The following is a 23,063-nucleotide window of genomic DNA, read 5'->3' on the forward strand; positions in this document are numbered from 1 at the left end:
AGCTGCTCGAGGTGTCATCGGTCAATGACAGTCGCCGAGATTCTGGGCGACAAAGTCCCAGTGAATCAGCGGCCAGAGTTGCTCCACCGGAGATTTTCCACAGCCAAGATCCATGACCAGCAGCGGCCTGCCCGATGCGGCATCAAGCCGCTGGCCACGCGCACTGATCGTCAGGCTCATGCCACGGTTGGAGTGCAGCAGCCACAGCCAGCCTGGCCGCCGGCTCCCTTGCTCCAGTTCGTCCTCGACCCGCCCGTGCATCGCCTCTCTCAATCCTGTAAAGGAACCGAACGTCTGTGTCAGTTCCTCGTTCAGTCGACCCTCCGGTGCTGTCGGGCGCGGTAACAGGCAGTGCCAGAACAGGGTAAGGTTCCAGGCTTCGACCGCATGTTCGAGCACCTCACCATGGGCCTTTGACACTACGTCCTCGAGGGACCTCGTAGCCGTGCCTGAGCCGCTCGCCCAACGATTGAGCGCTGTCAGATGACGTTGATGGTCCCCCTGATAGCGATCCTCGACCCAGGCCTTCGAGAGGTAGGGTTCCAGTTGGTGGCTATCGAAGGGCAGCGCGGGCAATTCAAGGATCATGGGGACTCCGGGGTCGTGAACGTCATGGTGAAGCGAGGTATGGCAGGTGCCCCACAGCAAGGCGTTGATAGGGATAGCGCTAACGCGTTATCCGTCTGCCGTGCGTAAATATGGTAAAAAACCTTACACTATCAGCCAACTTTGGCCGCCAAGGCCCGTGGCACGTGATCGGCCCTGAGCCAGCGACGTCATCCGGTGCCACAGTGCCACACGCTGAACCGCAAGGAGAGTTTCATGGGGTATCCACCGGAAGTCGGCCGTCCGGGCGCTATCGTACCCGATCCAGGAGAGAGTGTATCCGCCGCTCGCTATCGCCGGCCCCCGGCGCCTAGACTTTGGCCGTTATGGCTACTGGTGCTGTTGATTATCTGTGCAGTGGGGGCCGCTGGCTGGCTGGCCTGGCAGGAACGTCAGCGGCTCGAGGGTGAGCTGACCCGCTTGAGGGGGGAGTTGTCCAACATTCATGCGCGGTTCGATGCCGAGCAGGGAGAAGGGGACCTGGTGGCGGACATCCAGCGTCGAGTGGCCGAACTCGAACAGCGGGACGATGCCCTGGCCCAGCGACTCGAGTCGACCGCCGAGGATATAAGAAACACTGTTTCCGAACAGGCACAGACAACGCTGGACCAACACAGCAACAACGCCGACACTCTGCAGGATGTCGAAGAGCGTATCGCCTCCATCGCCGATACGCTGGCGGCGACACGCACATCGCTGGGTGCCGTTGAACGAGCCGGCGACAATGCCCGAGGTGCCCTGGAGGCTCGCATGGACCGCTTCGATGATGCCCGCGAGTCCTTTGCCGGCCGGTTGGGGTCGCTGACCACCAGGGTCGATGAGGTGGTAACGCGCCTGGATACCCGACTGGGCCAGCTATTGCCGCGGTTCGACACCCTGGAGCAGCGGCTTGCCTCCCTGGACGAGGACGTTGAAGGCCTGCGCCAATCGCGCCAAGATGGTGCGGAGGAACGTCGCGCAATGGAAGCCAGGCTCGAGCAGCGCCTGGATGCGCTGGATGACAGCGCCCGGTCGCTTGGCGCCGATCTTCGCGAACTGCGTCAGTCCCAGCTCGCGTTCAGCGCCCAACTGGAGGCGCTGCGTTGATCCAGCACCCACGTCAGGAAAGCCAGTCTATTATGGAAAATCGCGTTCCCGCTTGTTCGGGTCTGGGTCCGTTCGTCCGTCGATCAGGGGCCGCCCTTTGCCTGGTCTCGGTGTCGGTGCCGGCCCTGGGCATGGATGCCGAGATCGTCGGTATCGAAGGGGATATGGCCAACAATGTCGAGGTCTACCTGCAGGGGCTCGACGGCAGCCAGTATCGTGTGGAGCGGCTGCGCAACGAGGTGGTTCGACTGACCCAGGAGGCGATGCGGGTCTACGGCTACTATGAACCGCAGATCGAGATGCGTTTCGACCGCGATGACGAGCCCCAGGAGGTCTTCCTCACCATCGACAAGGGGGAGCCGGTCAAGCTGGAAGTGATCGATTTCACCCTGGAGGGCGACGCCCGCGATGACGCCCCCTTTCAGTTGGCGATCGACGCCTATCCGCAAGAGGAAGGCGACATCCTCAAACACGCCCCCTACGAGAGTCTCAAGGGCAGGCTGCAGGGCCTGACCGTGGAGCGAGGCTACTTCGATTGGCAGTTCACCGATGAGCGTATGGAAATTCGCCCTTGGGCCAACAGCGCCCGGCTGTACCTGGGCATGGACAGCGGGCCGCGCTATCGCTTCGGCAGGGTCAATTTCAAGGGCCATCACATCGTCGAGGAACGCCTGCGCAATCTGGTGCCCTTCGACTACGGCGATCCTTACCTGGCAAGCGACGTCGCCGAACTCAACAACCAGTTGAGCGAGACCGAATGGTTCGGCTCGCTGACGGTACGCCCCCGCCTGGAACGCCAGAAGGGCTCCCTGGCGCTGCCCGAGAACGACAACTGGTGGTACTCGGTGGACGTCGCGGAGATCCCGACGCCGTACCAGGGGCCGCGGATCAGCCGCGACGCTCTGGCGGTGGCGCTTGGACTGTATCCGCCGGAGTTCCCGACCATGCCGATCGATGTCAGCGTGACGCCGGCGGATCGTCACCAGTTCGAGGCGGGTATCGGCTTCGCCACCGATGTGGGGCCGCGCCTGCAGTTCTCCTGGGAGCAGCCCTGGGTCAACCGCTACGGCCATAGCTGGACCAATCAGCTATATCTGTCGGCACCGGATCAGCAGTTCAGCGGCACCTACAAGATCCCGCTGGAGGATCCGCTCAACGATAGCTACCGACTGCAGTACGGGCTGCGCCAGCAGGACATCGAGGACACCGAAAGCTTCGAGAGTACTGTCGATTTTGGTCGGCACTGGGTGTTCGAGAATGACTGGGAGCAGACGGTCTATCTGCGCGCCACCTACGAGGACTTTACCCAGGGGGAGCAGTCCGATCAGGTGCTGCTGCTTTATCCCGGGGTAAGCTGGTCGCGTACCCGTACGCGCAACCCTCAGTTTCCCACCTGGGGCGATCGTCAGAATCTCGAGCTGCAGTACTCCAGCGATGCCTGGGGCTCTGATGCCGAGTTCTTCCGCATGACCGGCGATACCGCCTGGATCCGCAAGTTGGGTGACGACAACCGCTTTATCGGCCGACTGGGTGTCGGCGCGATCAATACCGACGATTTCGAGAAGATTCCCCCTTCGCTTCGCTTCTTTACCGGTGGTGACTCCAGCGTGCGTGGCTACAGCTACGAGTCGCTGTCGCCGGAAGACGAGAACGGCGACCTGGAAGGCGGTCAGCACGAGTTCACCGCCAGCGTCGAGGCCCAGCGCCGGATCACCGGCAAGTGGTGGGGCGCTGCCTTCTTCGATGTCGGTGACGCCTTCTCCGAGTGGTGGCCGGGCGACCTGAACAAGGGCGCGGGTCTGGGCGTGCGCTGGATTTCTCCGGTCGGCCCGATCCGCTTCGATGTCGCCCATCCCTTCGATGACGAAGACGACAATTTCCGGCTGCACTTCGCCATCGGGCCCGAGTTTTGAACCCGATGCCGCTGGCCCCTGACACGAGGCTTCAATGAGAAAAGGACGCGCCCTGTGGGCCCTGACACGTCTGCTGATCTGGCTGCCGTTGACCCTGGTTGGCCTGGTGCTGCTGATTGGCGGCCTGGTGCTGAGTCCCTGGGGCACCCGAATGGCGCTGGATCAGGGCCAGCGCATGGGCTTTCTCGAGTACGAGGCGGTCGAAGGCGCGCTGCTCGACACCTTTGCGCTGGATGGCTTTCGCATGGAGATGGGCAGCCTGCGGCTGTCGGTGGACGCGTTGTCGCTGTCCTGGGCAGAGGACTGCGTTCTTGATGGCCGGCTGTGTCTTGATTACCTGAGGGTGTCGGGTACCGACGTACGCCTGGGCGAGAGCGAAGCCGCGGAGGAGCCTCCCGTAGAACCCGAGCCGACCAGCGCCGAGCCGGGGCCCCTGGCGCTGCCGTTTCCCGTCGAGATCCGTGAACTGGCGGTCGAGGACGTCGCCGTGCAACTAGCCGACGGCACTCGACTGGCCTGGGACAGCTTCACCACCGCGGCGGTGGCCGAGGGCGATACCCTTAGCGTTCGACCTACGCGCCTGGCGGGTCTTCATCTGACCCTGCCGTTGACGCCCGGCGCCATGCTGGCCCTGAGCGACGCCGAACACGAAGGGCCCATCGTCAGCGCCGAGGCCATCGACGCCGCCATCGCGGTGCGCTCGCCGTTGCCGAGCGAGGCCGCCGCCGAGATGGAAGGGGCCGCAGCCAAGGCCGATGACATCCCGCTGGGTGAGCGTGAGCGTCTGGTGCTGCCCGAGGTCACCTTGCCACTGGCCATTGAAGTACCCGAGCTGGTGGTCGAGGACACCACCGTCGACGGTGCCTTCGACTACCACGTCGAGCGTCTGGACCTGAGTCTCGATGCCCGCGGCCAGACCGTTACCATCGAGCCCCTGGCGGTGGCCTCCGCCGATGCCGACGCCGAGCTCCAGGCCCGCGCCACGTTGAGCGGCGACTACCCGCTGGAGCTCAATTTTGCCGCCGATCTGTACCTGCCGGAAATCTTCCCGGCGCTGTCCGGCGAGCGGGTCGAGCTGAGTGCAGCCGGCAGTCTGGCCGACCTGGAAATCGACCTGAAGACCTCGGGCCCGGTGGACACCCACCTGGTCGCCCGACTCGACGCCCTCGACCCCACGTTGCCCTTCAGCGCCACCTTCCAGAGCCCCAGACTGCAATGGCCGCTGCCTGGCATGGACAGCCCCCTGCCTGAAGGCATCGAAGAGACTGGCGAGGTGAGCGACGCCGAGACAAGCGCACCAGACAATGCTGAAGCAAGTAATCCCGAAGCGGACAATGCCACCGCTGCCACGGCCGAGGTGGGGCCGTGGATCGCCCGCGATCTGGATCTCGCCATCGAGGGTTCCCTGACCGGCTATACGCTGCAACTGGCCCTGGCCGCCGAGGGACCGGATGTACCGCCAACCACCCTGGCCCTTCAGGGCCAGGGGGATCTTTCACAGTTTGCCTGGGCGCCGCTTGAGGTCGCACCGGAGGGCGCCGGCGCGCTCAGCACCGAGGGACGTGTCGACTGGTCTGACGGCGTCTCGGTGGAGGCGGCAGCGACCCTCACGGGCCTTAATCCGGAACCCTTCGTCGAAGGGCTCGCGGGGGATATCGACGGCACCCTGCAGGTGGCTTTCACCCAAACCGATGAGGGTTGGCGGGTGGAGGTGCCGGCGCTGGATATCGAGGGTACCCTCGATGGCCGACCGCTGTCGCTGGAGGCCCAGCTCGCCGGCAACAGCAATATGCAATGGGACATCGACAGCCTCGATTTCCGCCAGGGCGACAATCGCATCCAGGCCGTCGGCCAGGTCAGCGAGTCCAACCTCGACGTCGACGCCGAGATATCACTGCCGGACATGGCGAGCCTGTATCCGGGGCTTGCCGGCGAGCTATCCGGAGACATCACGGCCAGCGGCAGCCTCCAGGCGCCCCAGCTTGACCTTGCCTTGAATGGCAGCGGGGTAGCGTTCGAGGAAAATCGTGTCGGCGAGCTGTCGCTGTCCGGCCGTGTGGCCGGAATCGACGACCCCGAGCTCGATATTGGTCTTGAGGCAAGACAGGTCGAAGCCGGCGGTCAGCGATTCTCCGATATCGCCCTGGATCTCGATGGGCGGCTGTCGGATCACCGCCTGGAGCTCACCGTGGAAGGCAGCGAGGAGGGGCCACTCAACCGTCTGGTGCTGGCCCTTGACGGGGCCATGAACGAGGCCCGCGACCGCTACCAGGGGACCCTGTCGCCGCTGGAAGTCACGCTGCCCCAGGGCGATATCGCCCTCGATGATCCGCTGAGCTTCGAGGCCGACCTGGCCGCGGGGTCGGTCCAGGCCGAGCCCTTCTGCCTGGCACGTCGCCAGGGCGGCGCCGTGTGCATCAGTGAGCCGCTGAGCGCCTCGGCGGACGCCGGCTCGCTGACCCTCGAGATCAATGAGCTGCCCATGGACCTGGTCAACGAGGCCTTGCCTCAGGGCTGGGCCATCGACGGCGACACCGGCGCTCGTGTCGTCGCTGGCTGGTCGGCCGGCGGCAGTCGCTGGCAGGCCGACGTCCAGGTCGACAGCGAGGTCAGCGTGACCGGCGAGGACGCCTATGGCCAGCCTTGGTCGGTGCCAGCCACCAGCATGTCGCTCAGTGCAGACGCCAGCGAGGCCCGCATCGACATGGACCTGGCGCTGTCACTGGCCCAGAGCGGCGATATCGACCTGGCCCTGGCCATCGACGATCCCATGGGACGCGGCGGCCTGGACGGTACCCTGACCATCACCGACGTGCGCCTGGCACCCTATCAGCCATTGGCGGCCGGCCTCGATAAACTCGAGGGCAGTCTTGGCGGCACCATCCGTATCGCCGGCAGCCGCGAGGCCCCCGACCTCAGTGGCGACATCAGTCTGACCGGGCTCAGGGTCCACGGTGGTGATATTCCCCTGGCGGTCACCGACGGACGGCTGGATATCGCGCTGTCCGGCGACAGCGCGCGGATTTCCGGCCATGTGGACGCCGAGGAAGGGCGCCTGAATATCAGCGGTGACGCCGCCTGGCCTGACGGTAGCTGGGAGGCCAACATGGCGCTGTCCGCGGTGCAGGATCCACTGCTCGCCGCCATGCCGGCCTTCGGCAAGCTGAAGCTGGCCCCGGACCTGACCATCACCGCCAACCCCTCGCGACTGCGGGTACGTGGCGAGGTGCGGATCCCCTGGGCCAGGCTCAAGGTCGGTGACGTTCCGGCGTCCGCGGTCACCCCGAGCGGTGACGAGATCATCATCACCCGCGAGATGGACGAGGAGGCCAAGGAGGCCGAACGGCGTGCCCAGGAAGACCCGGTAGGAGAATCCACCGCCGAGGCCATGGCCGAGGCGGGCATGGCCATCGACATCCGCGTACGGCTGCTGCTGGGACCCGACATGCGCCTGAGCGCCTACGGTCTGCAGACCGAGCTCGAAGGGGATCTGGAGGTGCGCCAGAACAACGGGCCGCTGCAGTTGTTCGGCGACGTCAGCCTGGTCGATGGCCGCTTCCGTGCCTACGGCCAGGATCTGCAGATTCGCCAGGGCAAGCTGATCTTCGCCGGCCCGCCGAGTCTGCCGACGCTGGACTTCGAGGCCATCCGTAACCCGGCCAGCACCGAAGACGGAGTGATCGCCGGTCTCAAGGTCACCGGTACCGCCAGCCAGCCCGATCTGGAGATCTTCTCCGAGCCGTCGATGGACGAGTCTCGGGCGCTGTCCTACGTGCTGCGCGGCCGGGCGCCGGATGACAGCGGCGACTCCAGCGGCGCCCTGACCTCGGCGCTGATCGGCCTGACCCTGGGCAAGACCGGGGGGGCGGTAGGCGCCATGGGTGAGGCCTTCGGCATCCAGGATCTGTCACTGGATACCTCCGGCAGTGGCGAGAGCAGTCAGGTGGTGGTCAGCGGCCGTCTCACCGACCGTCTGGAGGTGGGCTACGGCGTCGGCATCTTCTCGCCCATCGCCGAGCTGACCCTGACCTACCAGCTATGGAGGAGCCTCTACCTGGAAGCCGTCTCCGGCGCCGCCCAGGCGGTGGACCTGATCTACACCTGGAGCCTGCCGGGAGATCCTCCGGAACTGCAGTGACCAAGCGCGCAGCACTCCACGCAACACACGGCGTAAAGCACAAGAGCCCCGGCCATGGCCGGGGCTCTTGTGTGATGATGCGTGACATTGTTTGATCTGAGTTGCCCTTGCATGAGCAGGAGCCATGTCATTGCTGGTCCAGCGACAATTCCTGCAGGTAGCGCGCCAGCCGTCGGCCAAGCCAGGGGCGAGGGCGGCGAGGGCCTGGCTCCATGAATCCGACATGGCCGCCGCGTTCGGCGACTTCGAGGGTCACCAGCGGCGAGCGAGCCGGGAAACGCTCGATTAGGTCGGCCGGCATGAAAGGATCGTCACGGGCATGCAGCATCAGGGTGGGAACGGCCACCCGATCGAGCACCGGGCCGCTGGAGGCACGGGCATAGTAGTCATCGGCGTCCCGGAAGCCGTGCATCGGCGCCGTGATGACGTCGTCGTAGTCGCGCAGGCGCTTCAGCCGGCGCACCTGCTCGACGCTGACCTTGAGGGAAAGCTCGCCGCGTTCGAGCCGAGGTATCACCTTGCGCTTGAGCGAGGCCAGCAGGTGGCGTTCGTAGACCCGCGAAAAACCCTCGCCCAGGCGCTGGGCGCAGGCCGCCAGATCCAGCGGCGCGCTGATCACCACCGCGGCGTCGAGCCCCAACGAGTTAGCGTCCTCTTCGGCGACCAGCCGAAGCAACATATTGCCCCCCAGCGACACGCCACCGGCGACCTTGGGTGCCTCGGGATAGCGATCGCCCAGTACCTCAAGCAATACCTTGGCGTCGCCGGTATCGCCGCTGTGGTAAGCGCGCGGCAAGCGGTTGGGGCGTGAGCCACAGCCACGGAAGTGCATCAGCAACGCCCGATAGCCCTGGTCTCTGGCGGCCGCCAGCAGATCGTGCGCGTAGGGCGAGGTGATTCCCCCCTCGAGGCCATGGAACAGCACGAACAGCGGGGCGCTCTGGTCATCGGGTTCCGGCAGCACCCAACTAAGCTCCACCTCGTCACCGTCGGGCAGGTCGAGAAATTCCTGTCGCCAGTCCACCTCCGCGGGACGAAGTACCCTCGGCAGCAGGGTCTGGACATGCGGATTGGACAGCCAGCGGGCGGCACGAAAGCCGCCCGGTGTTGCTGCATCCGCGCGAAGGCCCGAGGTGGCCGGGGGCAAGCTTGAATGGGCGTCAGGCTGGGGCAAGGCAAGGTCTCCGGGGGCATCGGGGCGTCATGGTTGAGCCTCGGCGTCGAGGGCGTGAGCACACAGCTCCTGCCAGGCGGCATCGACCGCCGCGCGACGGGTCGAGAGGTGGCGATACAGGCGGATATCGAAGGACACCGTCCAGCGTGGTGGTCCTGCCGCCACCAGCGCGCCGGAGGCCAGGGCCTCGCCCAGGCTGCGCTCGGGCAACCAGCCCAGGCCATAGCCCAGCGCGACCAGTTCTCGGATATTGCCGCTCTGTACGCTCTCGTTGAGCACCGTCAGGGTAGGGGCGTCGCCGAGTCGGTCCAGATGGGAGCGGATGGCGGCGTCGATCATGCCCCGGGGATGATAGGCGATCAACGGCAGGGCGCGCCCCTTGCCGCCTTCCAGCGCAAAGCGAGGCTGGCCGCTGGCATCCGGCAGGCACACCGGCATAAAGCGCTCGCGGCCGATGACGCAGTAATCGGTGTCTTCGTTGGCCAGTTCCAGCGGATTGCCGCTGGTCGGCCAGTAGCACAGGGCAAGATCGATCTCGCCGGAGGCCAGTCCCTGGAAATAGTCGCCCACCAGCCAGGCCGTGGCACGCAGGTAGGGCTGCAGCGGCGGTGGCGACTGCCAGCCGCTGAGCCACTGGGGCAGGAACTGCGCCAGCAGGCTCTGGGGTGCCCCCAGGCGTAGCTGTCCGGCCTGTTCCTCAGCCATCTGCGCCAGTCGCTGGCGGGTAAGGTCGACCCGCCGGGTGACGTCGTGACACATGGCGAGGAAGGCCTCGCCGGCCGGCGTCAGCGACAGCGGCAGGGTCTGACGGTTGATCAGGGTGGTGCCCATCTCCTCTTCGAGCAGCTTGATGCGCCGGGAGAAGGTGGGCTGGGTCACGTTCTGTTCTTCGGCGGCACGGGAAAAATGACGCGTGCGGGCCAAGGCGAGAAAGTCTTCCAGCCAACGTATTTCCATGGAAGTATCACCTGTCCTGCGAAACGTCGATTGTGCCAGATAACCCGACGCCGGGCGTACCCGGCGTCGGCGTGTTGCAGGTGACGGCGATGGAGGTCAAGGCAGCGGTCAAGACAGACGACCTTCCTCGACACCATGACAGGCGACCTGGCCGCCCTCATCGGTGGCGATCAGACGGGGAATCTCCCGGCGGCAGCGGTCGTTGGCGTGGGGGCAGCGCCCGTGGAACACACAGCCCGACGGCAGGTTGACCGGAGTCGGTACCTCGCCCTGCAGACGCAGATGCTGGGGACGATCGTCTTCCAGCCGGGGAATCGCCGACATCAAGGCCTGGGTGTAGGGGTGGCGTGGACGGGCGAACAGCGTCGCCGTGGGCGCCACCTCGCACACGCGGCCCAGATACATCACCGCCACCCGGGTACCGAAATGCTCCACCACCGCCAGGTCGTGGGTGATGAACAGGTAGGTGAGATGGTGCTCGCGCTGGGCTTCCATCAACAGGTTCAGCACCTGGGCCTGGATCGACACGTCCAGTGCCGAAATCGGCTCGTCGGCGACGATGAATTCCGGATCCACCGCCAGCGCTCGGGCGATGGCGATACGCTGTCGTTGGCCACCGGAGAACTCGTGGCCGTAGCGCGAGCCCCAGTCCGGGGCGATGCCCACCGAGCTCATCACCTCGTGGACCTTGTCGACGACCTGCTGTGGCTTCCAGTCGGGGTGGTGAAGGCGGATCGGCTCTTCCAGCGTCTGCTGGATGGTCATACGAGGATTGAGCGAGGCGTAGGGGTTCTGGAAGATCATCTGCATGCGCTGACGGAAAGGCAGCAATGCTTTCGAATCGAGATGATCGATACGCTCGCCGTCGTAATGGATCTCGCCGGCGCTGGGCCGCAGCAGGCCCATCACGGTACGCGCTACCGTCGACTTGCCGCAGCCGGACTCGCCCACCACGCACAGCGACTCCCCGCGGCGGATGTCCAGGTCGACCCCGTTGATCGCGTGCACGTGCTGTTGCTCGCGCACGATACGCCCACGCCGGAACTTGAGCTGCTCGAGGAAATCCCCGGACAGCGAAAAGCGCTTTTCCAGTCCGCGGATCTCGAGCAGGCTGTCGCCTCCAGCGGCAGGGTTCATGTCGGCGGGGCCGTCCTGCTGAATCGGCTCGGTCGGCGGTTTGACGGCTGGCTGAGTGGTCTGGCTCATGAGTTGTCCTCCCTGGCCACGATGCGTTCGGCATCCTGCATCTCGGCGACCATATGGCAGGCCACCTCACAGTTGCCGGAGCGCACGAAGGCCGGTACCTCGGTCTTGCAGGGTGTCCGTTCGCTGCCGTCTTGGCGCTGGGTAAAGTCGCAGCGCGGATGAAATGGACAGCCGCTGGGGAGCTGGCTCAACGACGGCATGCTGCCGCGTATCTGGTTGAGCCGCTCGCCCGGGGTCGCCATCTGGGGCAGGGCATTGATCAACCCTTGGGTGTAGGGATGCTGCGGATCATTGATGATCTCTCGGGTCGGGCCCTGCTCGATCACCCGGCCGGCGTACATCACCAGCATGCGCTGGGTTACCTGGCTGACCACGCCAAGATCGTGGGTGATCAGGATCAGGCCGACGTTGTGCTTCTCGCACAGCTCCAGCAACAGCGCCATGATCTCCGCCTGAATGGTCACATCCAGGGCGGTGGTGGGCTCGTCGGCGATGATGATATCCGGGTCGAGCAGCAACGCGATGGCGATGATGATGCGCTGACGCATCCCGCCGGACAGCTCATGGGGATACTGGTCCAGGCGCTTTTCCGGCGACGGGATCTGCACCTGCTCGAGCTTGCGCAGCGAGATCGCGCGGGCTTCCTTGCTGGAGATACGGCGGTGAGCCTTGAGGCATTCCACCATCTGCTCACCGATGGACAGCACCGGATTGAGCGTCATCATCGGATCCTGGAAGATCATCGAGATGCGGTGGCCGCGCACCTTGCGCAGGGCGCGCTCGCCGAGCCCGGTCAGTTCCTGGCCATCGAAGGTGATGCTGCCACCGGCGATATAGCCCGGCTTGGCTATCAGATTCAGCAGGCTGAAGGCGGCGACCGACTTGCCGGCGCCGGATTCGCCCACGATGCCCAGACGCTCGCCACGATCCAGGCTGAACGACACATCGCGCAGTGCCTTCACGTCGCCCTGTCGCAGGGCGAAGCGCACGTCGAGGTGATTGACGTCGAGTAGTGCCATGATGTCTACCTCAGCCCTTGTACAGTCGTGGATTGAGCACGTCGCGCAGCCAGTCGCCGAGCAGGTTGATCACCAGCACCAGCACCACCAGCACCAGGCCCGGAATCAGGGTGATCCACCAGGAACCGGACTGGATGTAGTCGAAGCCGGACTTGATCAACGAGCCCAGCGACGGCTGGGTCTCGGGCATGCCGAGGCCGAGAAACGACAGCGCCGCCTCGGAAATGATGGCGTTGGCCACCTGCACGGTGGAGATGACGAAGATCGGCGACAGGGTGTTGGGCAGGATGTGACGGAACATGATCCGCCGGCTGCGCAGGCCCATCACCCGGGCGGCGTCGACGTACTCCTTGGAGCGCTCTGCCAGCACCGAGGCACGCACGGTACGGGCGTACTGGGGCCATTCGGCCAGGCCGATGATCAGCACCAGCAGCCACATGGCATAGTCGGAGTAGGTGGCGCCGCCGAAGATCGCCTTGAACAGGGCGCCCACCACGATGGCCACCATCAACGTCGAGAACGACAGCTGGATATCTGCCAGGCGCATCAGAAAGGCGTCGACGCGCCCACCCAGATAGCCCGCCAGCAAACCGAAGCACACCCCCAGGGTGGCCTGCAGCGCCACGGCGCCGAAGCCGATGACCAGCGACACCCGCATGCCGTAGAGGATGGTCGAGAGCAGGTCGCGCCCCTGGGAATCGGTACCCATCAGGTACTGGGGGTCGGCGCCGTCGATCCAGAACGGCGGCAGCTCGGATGCAAGGATGTCGATCTGGGCCAGGTCGTAGGGATCGGCCGGCGCAAGCCAAGGCGCCAGCAGCGCGGCCAGGACCATCACCACGAAGATCAGAAGACTGGTCTGGGCGATCAGGTCGCGTTTGAAACTGTACAAGAGGTAGGAGTCGCGAAACCGCTCCCACCGGCTGCTCGTCGCAGTGCTCTGGGTGCTCATGCGGGCTTACCTGTCAGCTTGACGGTGGGATTGACCAGGCCATAGATCAAGTCGACCAGGGTGTTGGTGATCACGAAGATCAGGCCGACGATCATCAGGTAGGTCACGATCAGGGGGATGTCCGAGCGCTCGATGGCGTCGAGGAACATCAGGCCCATGCCGGGCCACTGGAACACCGTCTCGGTGAGGATGGTGTAGGCCACCAGGGTGCCGATCTGCACGCCGCCGACGGTGATGACCGGCAACATGGTGTTCTTCAGCGCGTGCAGGAAGTAGATGCGACGCATCGAGATGCCCTTGGCCCGGGCGAACTTGACGTACTCCGACTGCATCACCTCGAGCATCTCGGCGCGGATCAGGCGAATGAACAGCGGCAGCATGATCGAGGCCAGCGAGATGGCCGGCAGCACCAGGTAGGTCAGCCCTTCCAGCGAGGCGAAGTTGGTGGTCCAGGTGCCGAACACGTGGATCGGGTCGCCGCGACCGTAGGCCGGCATGCCGCCCTCGGTGGACAGCAGGCCGTTGAGCCAGGCGCCCCAGCCGGTATCGGCGGGGAAGGGCGTGAAGCTCACGCCGATGGCGAACAGCTGGATCAACACGATAGCGGTGAGAAACACCGGGATGGAGATGCCGATGATCGACACCCCCATGAAGAAACGGGACAGCCAGGCGCGGGGCTTGATCGCGCTGTAGACGCCGATCGGCACCGACAGGAAGATGATCAGGAGGGTCGAGGCGAATACCAGCTCGAGGGTCGCCGGCAGGTGTCGCAGGACCACCTCGGTAGTCGGCTCGTTGTAGATGTACGAATAGCCGAAGTCGAACTGGGCGGCGTTGACGGCGAAACGGAAGTACTGCACCAGGAAGGGATCGTTGAGCCCCAGTTCCTCGCGCAGCACCTCGCGCTCGCTCTCGGGCACCGACTGACCCACCATCTGCTGGATGGGATCACCCAGGTTGTCCTGGATGGCGAAGGCGATCACGCTGATGACAAACATCACCAGCAGCGCATGAAAGAGGCGCTTGATCAGAAATGCGATCATGGGGATTGTCCAGGGTACAGGCGCTCGACTCCGCGACCATGTCACGGAGCCGAGGCAGCTGCTGAATGGGAGCTTGCAGGCACCGCGTGGCGGTGCCTGTCGTCTTACTCTTCTTCGATGACCAGATCCCCGAGGTAGGGGAAGTTCATCACGTTGACCACCGGCTCGATGTCGACGTTGGCCGCCGAGGCCCAGGCCAGGTTCTGCCAGTGCAGCGGAATGAAGGCGGCATCGTCGTAGAGGCCCTGCTCGAGCTCACGCAGCATCTCGCCACGCTTCTCCAGATCCACCTCGAGGTTGGCGTCGACCATCAGCTGGTCGAGCTCCTCGTTGCAGTAGTTGCCGGCGTTGTACTGGCCGCCACCGCTGTCGGCGTCCGGACACTCGGTCAGGTACTGGTGGAAGTTGGCGGAGTCTTCGGTGTCGGAGTGCCAGCCGATCATCATCATGTCGGCAGCGCGATCATCGTACTCGCCCCAGTACTGGGCCTTGGGCAGGGTCTTCAGGTCCACCGTGACGTTGATCCGCGCCAGCATGGCGGCTACCGCCTGGGCGATCTTGGCGTCGTTCACGTAGCGGTTGTTGGGCGCCATCATGCTGACCGAGAAGCCGTCCTCATAGCCCGCTTCGGCCATCAGTTCCTTGGCCCGGTCGAGATCGAAGCGCGGCTCGAGATCCGGGTTGTGGCCGGAGTAACCCTCCGGCGAGAACTGGGCGGCCGGGGTGGCGAAGCCCTTCATCAGACGATCGGCGATGCCTTCCTGGTTGATCGCGTAGTTGAAGGCCTGGCGAACACGCGGGTCCTGGAAGGCCTCGACCCGCTCCTGGTTCATGTGGAACAGGATGATGCGGGTGCCCGACATGGTCACCAGATTGGTGTCCTCGTCGCTCTCGATGCGCTCCAGATCGTTGGGCGGTACCGGCGCGATGAAGTCGACGTCACCGGACAGCAGGGCGGCGACGCGGGTGGCGTTCTCGCCGATCGGAGTCAGGGTGATGGCGTCGACGTTGCCCGGGGACTCGCTGTCCCAGTAGTCATCGAAGCGTTCGAAGTCGACCCGAACGCCCTGCTGGCGGTTGGTCACCTGGAAGGGGCCGGTACCGGAGATGTTGCGCGAGGCGTAGGAGTTGCCGTTCTTGACGATCTCGTCCTTGGCCTTGCCGCCGTCGGTCTCGCCGGAATAGAACTGGCTGTCCATCGGGAAAATGTAGGTGGCCATGTTCAGCAGCAGCGGGTTGGGCCGCTTGGAGATGATCTCCACGGTGTGCTCATCGACCACGTTGACCGTCTCGATGGGCTCGAAGATCGCTTTGAAGTCCGGGCTGCGCTTGAGGCGCTCGACGGTCCAGGCGACGTCCTCGGCGGTGAAGGGGTTGCCGGAATGGAAGGTGACCCCTTCGCGCAGGCTGATGCGCATGGTGGTGTCGTCGACCTGCTCCCACTCGGTGGCGAGTCTGGGCTCGAACTCGAAGTCCTTGGTCCAGCGCACCAGCGGATCGAAGGCCATGTGCGACAGTTGCAGGATACCGCCGGAGAGCTGCTCATGGATGTCCAGCGACACCGGATCGGCGTCGTAGGCCATGCGCAGGGTGTTTTCGGCCAGTGCGGTCTGGGGCAGGGCAGCCGTCAGCATGGCGGCACCGAGGGCACCGGCCAGAAGGGTCTTCTTGAACATGGAAGGAGTTCCTGCTTGTTGAGGTTGTTGTAATTGCCAGTCGGACGCCTTGGTCAATGTTGTAAGCGCCGGCTAGTCAATGTCCTGCATCAACATAGTGAGGTGTCGCGTTTAAACACAATCGAAATTGTGACAGCACCCATGCGAGGAACGAATATGGGCCCGGGGAGCGTGTCTTCAAGGAGCAGACAAGCGCTGAGCGACGAGAAGGTGGCGCAGACAGAAAAGTAAGGGGAAATAGAGGAGCTGAGGTAGCCGGCGGAGGCGAGTGAGGTAACCGCAAGTGCAAGCGCCCCCAAACGAGATTCGGGGGCGCGAAAGGGCAATCGACACAGCGCCGAGGCGACAGTGGTGTCCAGGGTCGCCTGGCGGTCAATCGGTCAGTTCAGACCAGCCGTCACTGCTGGGGCGGGCAGACGCGATCGATGCGATAGAGCTGGGCGACCTGATCCAGGCCGTGGACGCTGCATTCCAGGTCGGTGACACGACCGTCACTGAGGCCATACACCCAGCCATGCACCGACAGCGCCTGGCCGCGCTGCCAGGCACGCTGGACGATCTTGGTACGACACAGCGTCTTGACCTGAGACTTGACGTTGAGCTCGCACATGCGATCCACCTGCTCGTCCAGCGGCAGATGCTCGAGTTCCGAGCGATGCATGCTGTAGAGTTCGCGTACGCTGTGCAACCAGTTGTCCACCATACCGTTCTCGCCGCCGGTGACCGCAGCGCGCACGCCGCCACAGTTGTAGTGGCCGACGATCATGATGTGACGTACCTTGAGCACGTCCACCGCGAACTGCACCACCGACAGGGCGTTCATGTCATTGTGGTAGAGCAGGTTGGCGACGTTGCGGTGGACGAACACCTCACCCGGGGGAAGGTCGATGATCTGGTTGGCCGGCACGCGGCTGTCGGAACAACCGATCCACAGATACTCCGGGCTTTGCTGCTGAGCAAGGCGGGCAAAGAAATCAGGGTCTTCCTGGCAGATTCTGTCGGCCCAGGCCCGATTATTGGCGAGCAGATTGTCGATATCACTCATGAACTTTCCCCGTGCAAGCAGTGGATGGCTAAAGTGGTGCATGTTTTTACCCCCCTCGGTCAAGGTGGTCAAGCACCCTCCCGTGGTAGCCAGCCCGCTGGTATCATGGGAAGGTTTCCCATCCTGGTGGGCCTCGAGGCAGGTCCCTGGTAGGCCAGGCCCCTAATGATCCGAAAGCGGTCCCGACAACAAGGGCCCCAGCAACAGAATCAGGAGACGCAAGTGTCACAATTCGACTATGACCTCTTTGTCATCGGTGCCGGCTCCGGTGGTGTCCGCGCTGCCCGTACCGCGGCGGCAACCGGGGCCAGGGTGGCCGTCGCCGAGGATCGCTACCTCGGCGGTACCTGCGTCAACGTGGGCTGCGTGCCCAAGAAGCTCTACTCCTACGCCGCACACTTCCACGAGGCTTTCGACGACGCTCGCGGTTTCGGCTGGCAGCTCGACCAGGCGCCGAGCTTCGACTGGGCGACCCTGCGCGACAACAAGATCGGTGAGATCAAGCGACTCAACGGCATCTACGGCAAGCTGCTGGACAACGCCGGGGTGCGCCTGATCAACGGTCGCGCCAAGGTGGTGGACGAACACCGTGTCGAGGTCGGCGGCGAGACCATCAGCGCCGAGAAGATCCTGGTGGCGGTGGGTGGCTGGCCCTGGGTGCCGCCGTTCCCCGGCAGCGAACTGGCCATGAACTCCAACCAGATCTTCGACCTGGACGAGTTTCCCAAGCGCTTTCTGGTGCTTGGCGGCGGCTATATCGCCGTGGAGTTCGCCAGCATCTTCAACGGCCTGGGCGCCGACGCCCACCTGCTGTATCGCGGCGACCTGTTCCTGCGCGGCTTCGACCAGGAGGTGCGCGAGTTCACCCGCGACGAGATGGCCAAGAAGGGCGTCAACCTGCACTTCAACACCAACATCGAGTCCCTCGAGAAGGTCGAAGGCGGGATCAAGGCCACCCTGACCAACGGCGAGACCCTTGAGGTGGATGCCGTGCTGTCCGCCACCGGCCGCAAGCCGCATCTGGAAGGCCTGGGCCTGGACCAGCTCGACATCGCGCTCAACGAGAACGGCTCCATCCAGGTCAACGATCGCTTCGAGACCTCGGTGCCCTCGATCCTGGCGCTGGGCGACGTGACCGGCGGTCCTGAGCTTACGCCGGTGGCCCTGGCCGAGGCCATGCATCTGGTTGCACACCACTACGGTGACGCGCCCAAGGCGCCGATGAACTACGACAACATCGCCACTGCGGTGTTCTGCCATCCCAACATCGGCACCGTTGGCCTGTCCGAAGAGAAGGCCCGCGAGGTGTGCAAGGCGGTCCGCGTCTACAGCGCCGACTTCCGTCCCATGAAGCACACCCTGTCCGGCAGCGATGAACGCTGCCTGATGAAGCTGATCGTCGACGACGAAAGCGACGTGGTGGTAGGGGCGCACATGGTCGGCGAGGAGGCCGGCGAGGTGATCCAGGGCATCGCCATCGCGGTGCGTGCGGGCCTGACCAAGGCAGATTTCGACGCCACCGTGGGCATCCACCCAACCGGCGCCGAAGAGTTCGTCACCATGCGCACGCCGACGCGTACCTGAGTCCGGCGTCACGATACGACAAGGGCACCAGTGGGTGCCCTTATCTTTTGACGAGAGACCAAGGCCGCCTGTTTTGGATGCCACCGTCGGCATCCACCCGACCGGCGCCGAAGAGTTTGTCACCATGCGCACGCCGACGCGTACCTGAGACCGGCGTCACGATACGACAAGGGCACCTGTGGGTGCCCTTTTTTGTGGCCTTTTCTCGCCGATCCGAAAGGGCCGACTATACTGCTTCAGGCGGACGAAATCGTCTCGTTGGAGAGGCAATCGATTACGCCAAAGGGATAGGGGAGGTGAGCGGCAGTGATCGCTCCGAGCCGCCATGAGACGTGGCCTGGCGCCGCTCGCATAATTTTTTTTTATGCTTCCAGGGGTTAAGAATAATCCAGATTTTGAAATGTCATACTCGACTGTTATAATGGTTGTCCAAATTCGCTACAGCGAAGCATAACGAACATGACCGCAAGCACTGAGCCCTTCACACCATCAGCCGACCTCGCCAAGCCTACGGTGGCGGACGCGGTGGTGGGTCACGAAGCGGCGCCGCTGTTTATTCGCAAGTCCACTCCCGAGGATGGCTGGGGCATCTACGAGCTGGTCAAGTCCTGCCCGCCCCTGGACGTCAACTCCGCCTACGCCTACCTGTTGCTGGCCACCCAGTTCCGTGACAGTTGTGCTGTTGCCACCAACGAGGAAGGCGAGATCGTCGGCTTTGTCTCCGGCTACGTGAAGTCCAATGCTCCGGACACCTACTTTCTGTGGCAGGTCGCGGTGGGCGAGAAGGCCCGCGGTACCGGTCTTGCCCGCAGACTGGTCGAAGCCATCCTGACCCGCCCTGAATTTGCCGAGGTCCACCACCTCGAGACCACCATCACACCGGATAACCAGGCTTCCTGGGGCTTGTTCCGCCGCCTGGCCGATCGCTGGCAGGCGCCGTTGAACAGCCGCGAGTACTTCTCTACCGACCAATTGGGTGGAGAGCACGATCCGGAAAACCTGGTGCGCATCGGTCCCTTCGACACGACGCGTATCTAACGGCTTCCAGGGTGGTGACAGGGCGGCCAGCGTCCGTCGCCACCGATACCCGATAACTTCCCCTACGAACCCGACAGGAGGTCGCAATGCAGACCCAGATCCTCGAACGCATGGAATCCGAAGTTCGTACCTATTCCCGTTCCTTCCCGGTGGTCTTCACCAAGGCGCAGAACGCTCGCCTGACCGACGAGGAAGGCCGCGAGTACATCGACTTTCTGGCCGGTGCCGGCACCTTGAACTACGGCCATAACAACCCGCACCTGAAGCAGGCGCTGGTCGACTACCTGGCCACCGACGGCATCATCCACGGTCTTGATTTCTGGACCGCCGCCAAGCGCGACTATCTGGAGACCCTGGAAGAGGTGATCCTCAAGCCGCGTGGTCTTGACTACAAGGTCCACCTCCCGGGGCCGACCGGCACCAATGCCGTCGAGGCTGCCATTCGCCTCGCTCGTGTGGCCAAGGGTCGTCATAACATCGTGACCTTCACCAATGGCTTCCACGGCGTCACCATGGGAGCGCTGGCCACCACCGGCAACCGCAAGTTCCGCGAGGCGACCGGCGGTATTCCGACCCAGGGTGCAGCCTTCATGCCCTTCGATGGTTACATGGGTAGCGAGACCGATACCCTGGACTACTTCGAGAAGCTGCTCGGCGACAAGTCCGGCGGTCTCGACGTGCCCGCCGCGGTCATCGTCGAAACGGTCCAGGGCGAGGGCGGCATCAACGTGGCCGGCCTGGATTGGCTCAAGCGTCTCGAGGGCATCTGCCGCGACAATGACATCCTGCTGATCATCGATGACATCCAGGCGGGCTGCGGTCGTACCGGCAAGTTCTTCAGCTTCGAGCACGCCGGCATCACACCGGACATCGTCACCAACTCCAAGTCGCTGTCCGCACTCGGCCTGCCGTTCGCCCACGTGCTGATGCGTCCGGAGCTCGACAAGTGGAAGCCGGGTCAGTACAACGGTACCTTCCGTGGTTTCAACCTGGCCTTCGTCACCGCCACCGCTGCCATGCGCAAGTACTGGAGCGACGATACCTTCGAGCGTGACATCCAGCGCAAGGCGCGGATCGTGGAAGAGCGCTTTCAGAAGATCGCCGCCTGGCTCAGCGACAAGGGGTATCCGGCATCCGAGCGTGGCCGCGGCCTGATGCGCGGCATCGACGTGGAAAGCGGCGATATCGCCGACAAGATCACCGCCAAGGCCTTCGAGAACGGCCTGGTGATCGAGACCAGTGGCCAGGACGGTGAGGTGGTCAAGTGCCTGTGTCCGCTGACCATCACCGACGAGGATCTGATCGAAGGTCTCGATATCCTCGAGCGCAGCACCCACGAGGCGCTAAGCTGAAACAGGATACGCCCGCAGGCTATCTGCGGGCAGGCGCCAGCAGCAAGGTGCCGCTGATCCTGCCCTGAGCAATATGTAAAGCGAGGGCTCGCCCTCGCTTTTTCTGCGGACGCCACCAGCGCTCGAAGCCTCGCACAGGGCCTTTCGATGCCCGGCACCGCCGACGCCCCCGACACCCGACAACGGAGAATTCGATGATCGTTCGCAACCTGGAAGAAGCCCGTCAGACCGACCGCCTGGTAAAGGCCGAGAACGGTAACTGGGACAGCACCCGCCTGATGCTCGCCGATGACGGCGGTCAGTGTTCCTTCCACATCACCCGTATCTTCGAGGGTACCGAGACCCACATCCACTACAAGCATCACTTCGAGGCGGTGTTCTGCATCGAGGGCGAAGGCGAAGTGGAGACCCTGGCCGACGGCAAGATCTGGCCGATCAAGCCGGGCGACATCTACATCCTGGATCAGCATGACGAGCACCTGCTGCGTGCTTCCAAGACCATGCACCTGGCCTGCGTGTTCACTCCGGGCCTGACCGGCAAGGAAGTGCACCGCGAAGATGGCTCCTACGCGCCCGCCGGCGAGTAAGGGCGTACCGCCAGGATTGAACAGGAAAGAGCAAGTGTGGGAGCGGGCAAGTCTCGCTTCCCGCACCCGACAACGGCGCCCCTTGGGGCGCCGTTGTCGTATCTGGCCAATCGACCGAAGTAATCGCAGGACGACCGAAGTAGTCGCAGGACGCTGGAGGTAGACGTCACGGGAAGAGCAGCAGGGTACGTGGGGGCATAGGAGGCAGGTACGTCAAAATTGTGCCCAAAAGTTCGTAGTGCTTCCTATACTTTGCAGCAAACTTCTCAATGGAACCGTCCCCATGGCCATTTGTCGCCCCCGACTCCTGACCTCCGGTATGTATCACTACCTGCTGGCAGCGCCGATCCTTGGTGCAGCACTGCTGGCCCCAGCGACGGCTCATGCCTCGGAAGGTGGCAGCAGCATCTATGTACCGGGCGCCTATAACGACTTTGCCGCAGGCTTGGCCCCGCCACCCGGGGTCTATGCGCGCAACGACCTGGTGCGCTACGAGGGCGATATCGGCGCGCGCCCCCTGGGCGGGCGGCTGTCGGCGGGTCTCGACCAGACGCTGTGGTTCAACCTGCTCAAGCTGACCTGGGTGACCGACGTCGAGTGGCTCGGTGCCACCTACATCGCCGGGATCAATCTTCCCTACGTGTTTGACGTCAGCGTCGATCTCGAGGCCAGCATCCCGGGCCAGGAACGCTTCAACACCGGAAGCAACAGCGGCTTCGGTGATCCGTACCTGGTGCCGGTCGCCCTCAACTGGGCCAACGGGACTCACCACACCACGGCGGCGGTGGGTATCAATATTCCGGTGGGGCGCTACGACGAGAACGATCGGATCAACCTGGGGCGGCACTACTGGTCGATCGATCCCACCATTACCTACAGCTGGCTGCCCGAAAGCGGATGGGACCTGTCGATGACCGCGGGCATCCTGTTCAACTTCAAGAACGATGCCACCGACTATACCACCGGCGACGAGTTTCACCTGGACGTGCTGGCGGCGAAGTACCTGACACCAAGCTTCGGACTGGGTCTGGCCGGGTACGTTTACGAACAGCTCGAGTCGGACTCGGGACCGGTACCGGATCGCCTGGAAGATGGTTTTCGCAGTAGCGGGGCAGGGGTAGGGCCGGCTTTCATGAAGAGTGTCTCACTGGGCCAGGCGCCGGTCACCTTGATCGGCAAGTGGCTTCACGATGTGTCATCCGAAAATCGCTTCGATGGCGATACGGTGTCGCTGTCGGCGGCCTGGGCCTTCTAGCCAACTCCCGACCAGCGCCCGATCCGATGGTTCGGGCGCGCCGCCTCGATCCTTCCCTCGAACGAATCTCCGTCATGTTTTCGGGCGCTCAGCGGCGCCCGATTCTCCCGTTGTTCTGCATCGATATTGTCTGCGCTGAATGTCTTTATCAGCCGAGGCCATGCTCGTCCCACGAGACCTCCCGTCGCCTATGCAGCTCATGCTGCACAGGGACACAGCGGGCCACGCGCCACGCTTCAAAATTACAGCATTTTACAAATAAACTGCCGCTGCAGCGGGGCCTCTCTGCACCAGAAACAGGTTTCGGACAGATCGTTATTGCCCGCTAATAAAGAGCTTTTCCGAAAAATGTCGATCATGTTGGCCGCCTTGGCTAACGCACCTCGACAGTGGCATTGCACTTTAGTCAAAAAGTGTCAGGAAGGGGTTGCA

General features: G+C 63.9%; 17 protein-coding genes. 8 read left to right on the top strand and 9 right to left on the bottom strand.

What is annotated here, in order from left to right; genetic code table 11:
• Window positions 1-21 precede the first annotated feature (21 nt).
• Complete coding sequence (locus tag NFG58_RS09840; protein WP_348828070.1) at window positions 22-588, bottom strand: Fe-Mn family superoxide dismutase; 567 nt, start codon at window positions 586-588, stop codon at window positions 22-24.
• Window positions 589-822: 234 nt separating this feature from the next.
• Here NFG58_RS09840 and NFG58_RS09845 point away from each other — a divergent pair, with 234 nt between their 5' ends.
• Genes NFG58_RS09845 through NFG58_RS09855 form a run of 3 tightly spaced genes read left to right on the top strand, consistent with a single transcriptional unit; the run spans window position 823 to window position 7,743 of the window.
• Window positions 823-1,692: a hypothetical protein gene (locus NFG58_RS09845; protein WP_348828071.1), complete on the top strand. Its 870-nt coding sequence runs from the start codon at window positions 823-825 to the stop codon at window positions 1,690-1,692.
• Between the two features lie 32 nt (window positions 1,693-1,724).
• Window positions 1,725-3,605 (top strand): autotransporter assembly complex family protein, encoded by a 1,881-nt coding sequence (locus tag NFG58_RS09850; RefSeq protein ID WP_348828072.1) that lies wholly within the window; start codon window positions 1,725-1,727, stop codon window positions 3,603-3,605.
• A gap of 34 nt (window positions 3,606-3,639) precedes the next feature.
• On the top strand, window positions 3,640-7,743 hold the full coding sequence (locus NFG58_RS09855) for a translocation/assembly module TamB domain-containing protein (RefSeq protein WP_348828073.1): 4,104 nt from the start codon (window positions 3,640-3,642) through the stop codon (window positions 7,741-7,743).
• A 127-nt stretch (window positions 7,744-7,870) separates the two neighbouring features.
• On the opposite strand, the gene NFG58_RS09860 is transcribed toward NFG58_RS09855, so the two are convergent.
• From NFG58_RS09860 to can, 8 genes are all read right to left on the bottom strand, one after another.
• Window positions 7,871-8,917 carry a hydrolase gene (locus NFG58_RS09860; RefSeq protein WP_348828074.1) on the bottom strand — a complete coding sequence of 349 codons (1,047 nt, stop codon included), beginning with the start codon at window positions 8,915-8,917 and terminating at the stop codon, window positions 7,871-7,873.
• 27 nt (window positions 8,918-8,944) lie between these two features.
• Window positions 8,945-9,874 (bottom strand): LysR family transcriptional regulator, encoded by a 930-nt coding sequence (locus NFG58_RS09865; protein ID WP_045992059.1) that lies wholly within the window; start codon window positions 9,872-9,874, stop codon window positions 8,945-8,947.
• A 108-nt stretch (window positions 9,875-9,982) separates the two neighbouring features.
• A complete protein-coding gene (locus tag NFG58_RS09870) occupies window positions 9,983-11,011 on the bottom strand; it encodes an oligopeptide/dipeptide ABC transporter ATP-binding protein (RefSeq protein WP_222569618.1) in 1,029 nt (342 codons plus the stop codon).
• A gap of 65 nt (window positions 11,012-11,076) precedes the next feature.
• The gene (locus NFG58_RS09875; RefSeq protein ID WP_045992060.1) at window positions 11,077-12,099 is read right to left on the bottom strand and encodes an ABC transporter ATP-binding protein; all 1,023 of its coding nucleotides are present in this window, start codon (window positions 12,097-12,099) and stop codon (window positions 11,077-11,079) included.
• A 10-nt stretch (window positions 12,100-12,109) separates the two neighbouring features.
• Entirely contained in the window at window positions 12,110-13,051 is a 942-nt protein-coding gene (locus NFG58_RS09880) for an ABC transporter permease (RefSeq protein WP_045992061.1), read from the bottom strand.
• Window positions 13,048-14,094 carry an ABC transporter permease gene (locus NFG58_RS09885; protein ID WP_045992062.1) on the bottom strand — a complete coding sequence of 349 codons (1,047 nt, stop codon included), beginning with the start codon at window positions 14,092-14,094 and terminating at the stop codon, window positions 13,048-13,050. Before NFG58_RS09885 ends, NFG58_RS09880 begins: the two co-directional genes overlap by 4 nt.
• A gap of 104 nt (window positions 14,095-14,198) precedes the next feature.
• On the bottom strand, window positions 14,199-15,770 hold the full coding sequence (locus NFG58_RS09890; protein WP_108133617.1) for an ABC transporter substrate-binding protein: 1,572 nt from the start codon (window positions 15,768-15,770) through the stop codon (window positions 14,199-14,201).
• 397 nt (window positions 15,771-16,167) lie between these two features.
• Window positions 16,168-16,815, bottom strand: a complete 648-nt coding sequence (can, locus tag NFG58_RS09895; RefSeq protein ID WP_045992064.1) for a carbonate dehydratase — start codon at window positions 16,813-16,815, stop codon at window positions 16,168-16,170.
• Between the two features lie 222 nt (window positions 16,816-17,037).
• Between can and gorA the strand changes: the two genes are divergently transcribed.
• From gorA to NFG58_RS09920, 5 genes are all read left to right on the top strand, one after another.
• The gene (gorA, locus tag NFG58_RS09900; protein ID WP_240184148.1) at window positions 17,038-18,399 is read left to right on the top strand and encodes a glutathione-disulfide reductase; all 1,362 of its coding nucleotides are present in this window, start codon (window positions 17,038-17,040) and stop codon (window positions 18,397-18,399) included.
• Between the two features lie 459 nt (window positions 18,400-18,858).
• Entirely contained in the window at window positions 18,859-19,437 is a 579-nt protein-coding gene (gene ectA, locus NFG58_RS09905; RefSeq protein WP_045992066.1) for a diaminobutyrate acetyltransferase, read from the top strand.
• Between the two features lie 86 nt (window positions 19,438-19,523).
• Window positions 19,524-20,789, top strand: coding sequence for a diaminobutyrate--2-oxoglutarate transaminase (ectB, locus tag NFG58_RS09910; protein ID WP_045992067.1), 1,266 nt, complete (start codon window positions 19,524-19,526; stop codon window positions 20,787-20,789).
• A gap of 194 nt (window positions 20,790-20,983) precedes the next feature.
• The gene (locus tag NFG58_RS09915) at window positions 20,984-21,376 is read left to right on the top strand and encodes an ectoine synthase (RefSeq protein ID WP_045992068.1); all 393 of its coding nucleotides are present in this window, start codon (window positions 20,984-20,986) and stop codon (window positions 21,374-21,376) included.
• Window positions 21,377-21,659: 283 nt separating this feature from the next.
• Complete coding sequence (locus NFG58_RS09920; RefSeq protein ID WP_348816107.1) at window positions 21,660-22,631, top strand: transporter; 972 nt, start codon at window positions 21,660-21,662, stop codon at window positions 22,629-22,631.
• Window positions 22,632-23,063: the final 432 nt, after the last annotated feature.

Source organism: Halomonas sp. RT37, assembly GCF_040070525.1.
In the GTDB taxonomy this organism is placed as follows: domain Bacteria; phylum Pseudomonadota; class Gammaproteobacteria; order Pseudomonadales; family Halomonadaceae; genus Halomonas; species Halomonas litopenaei.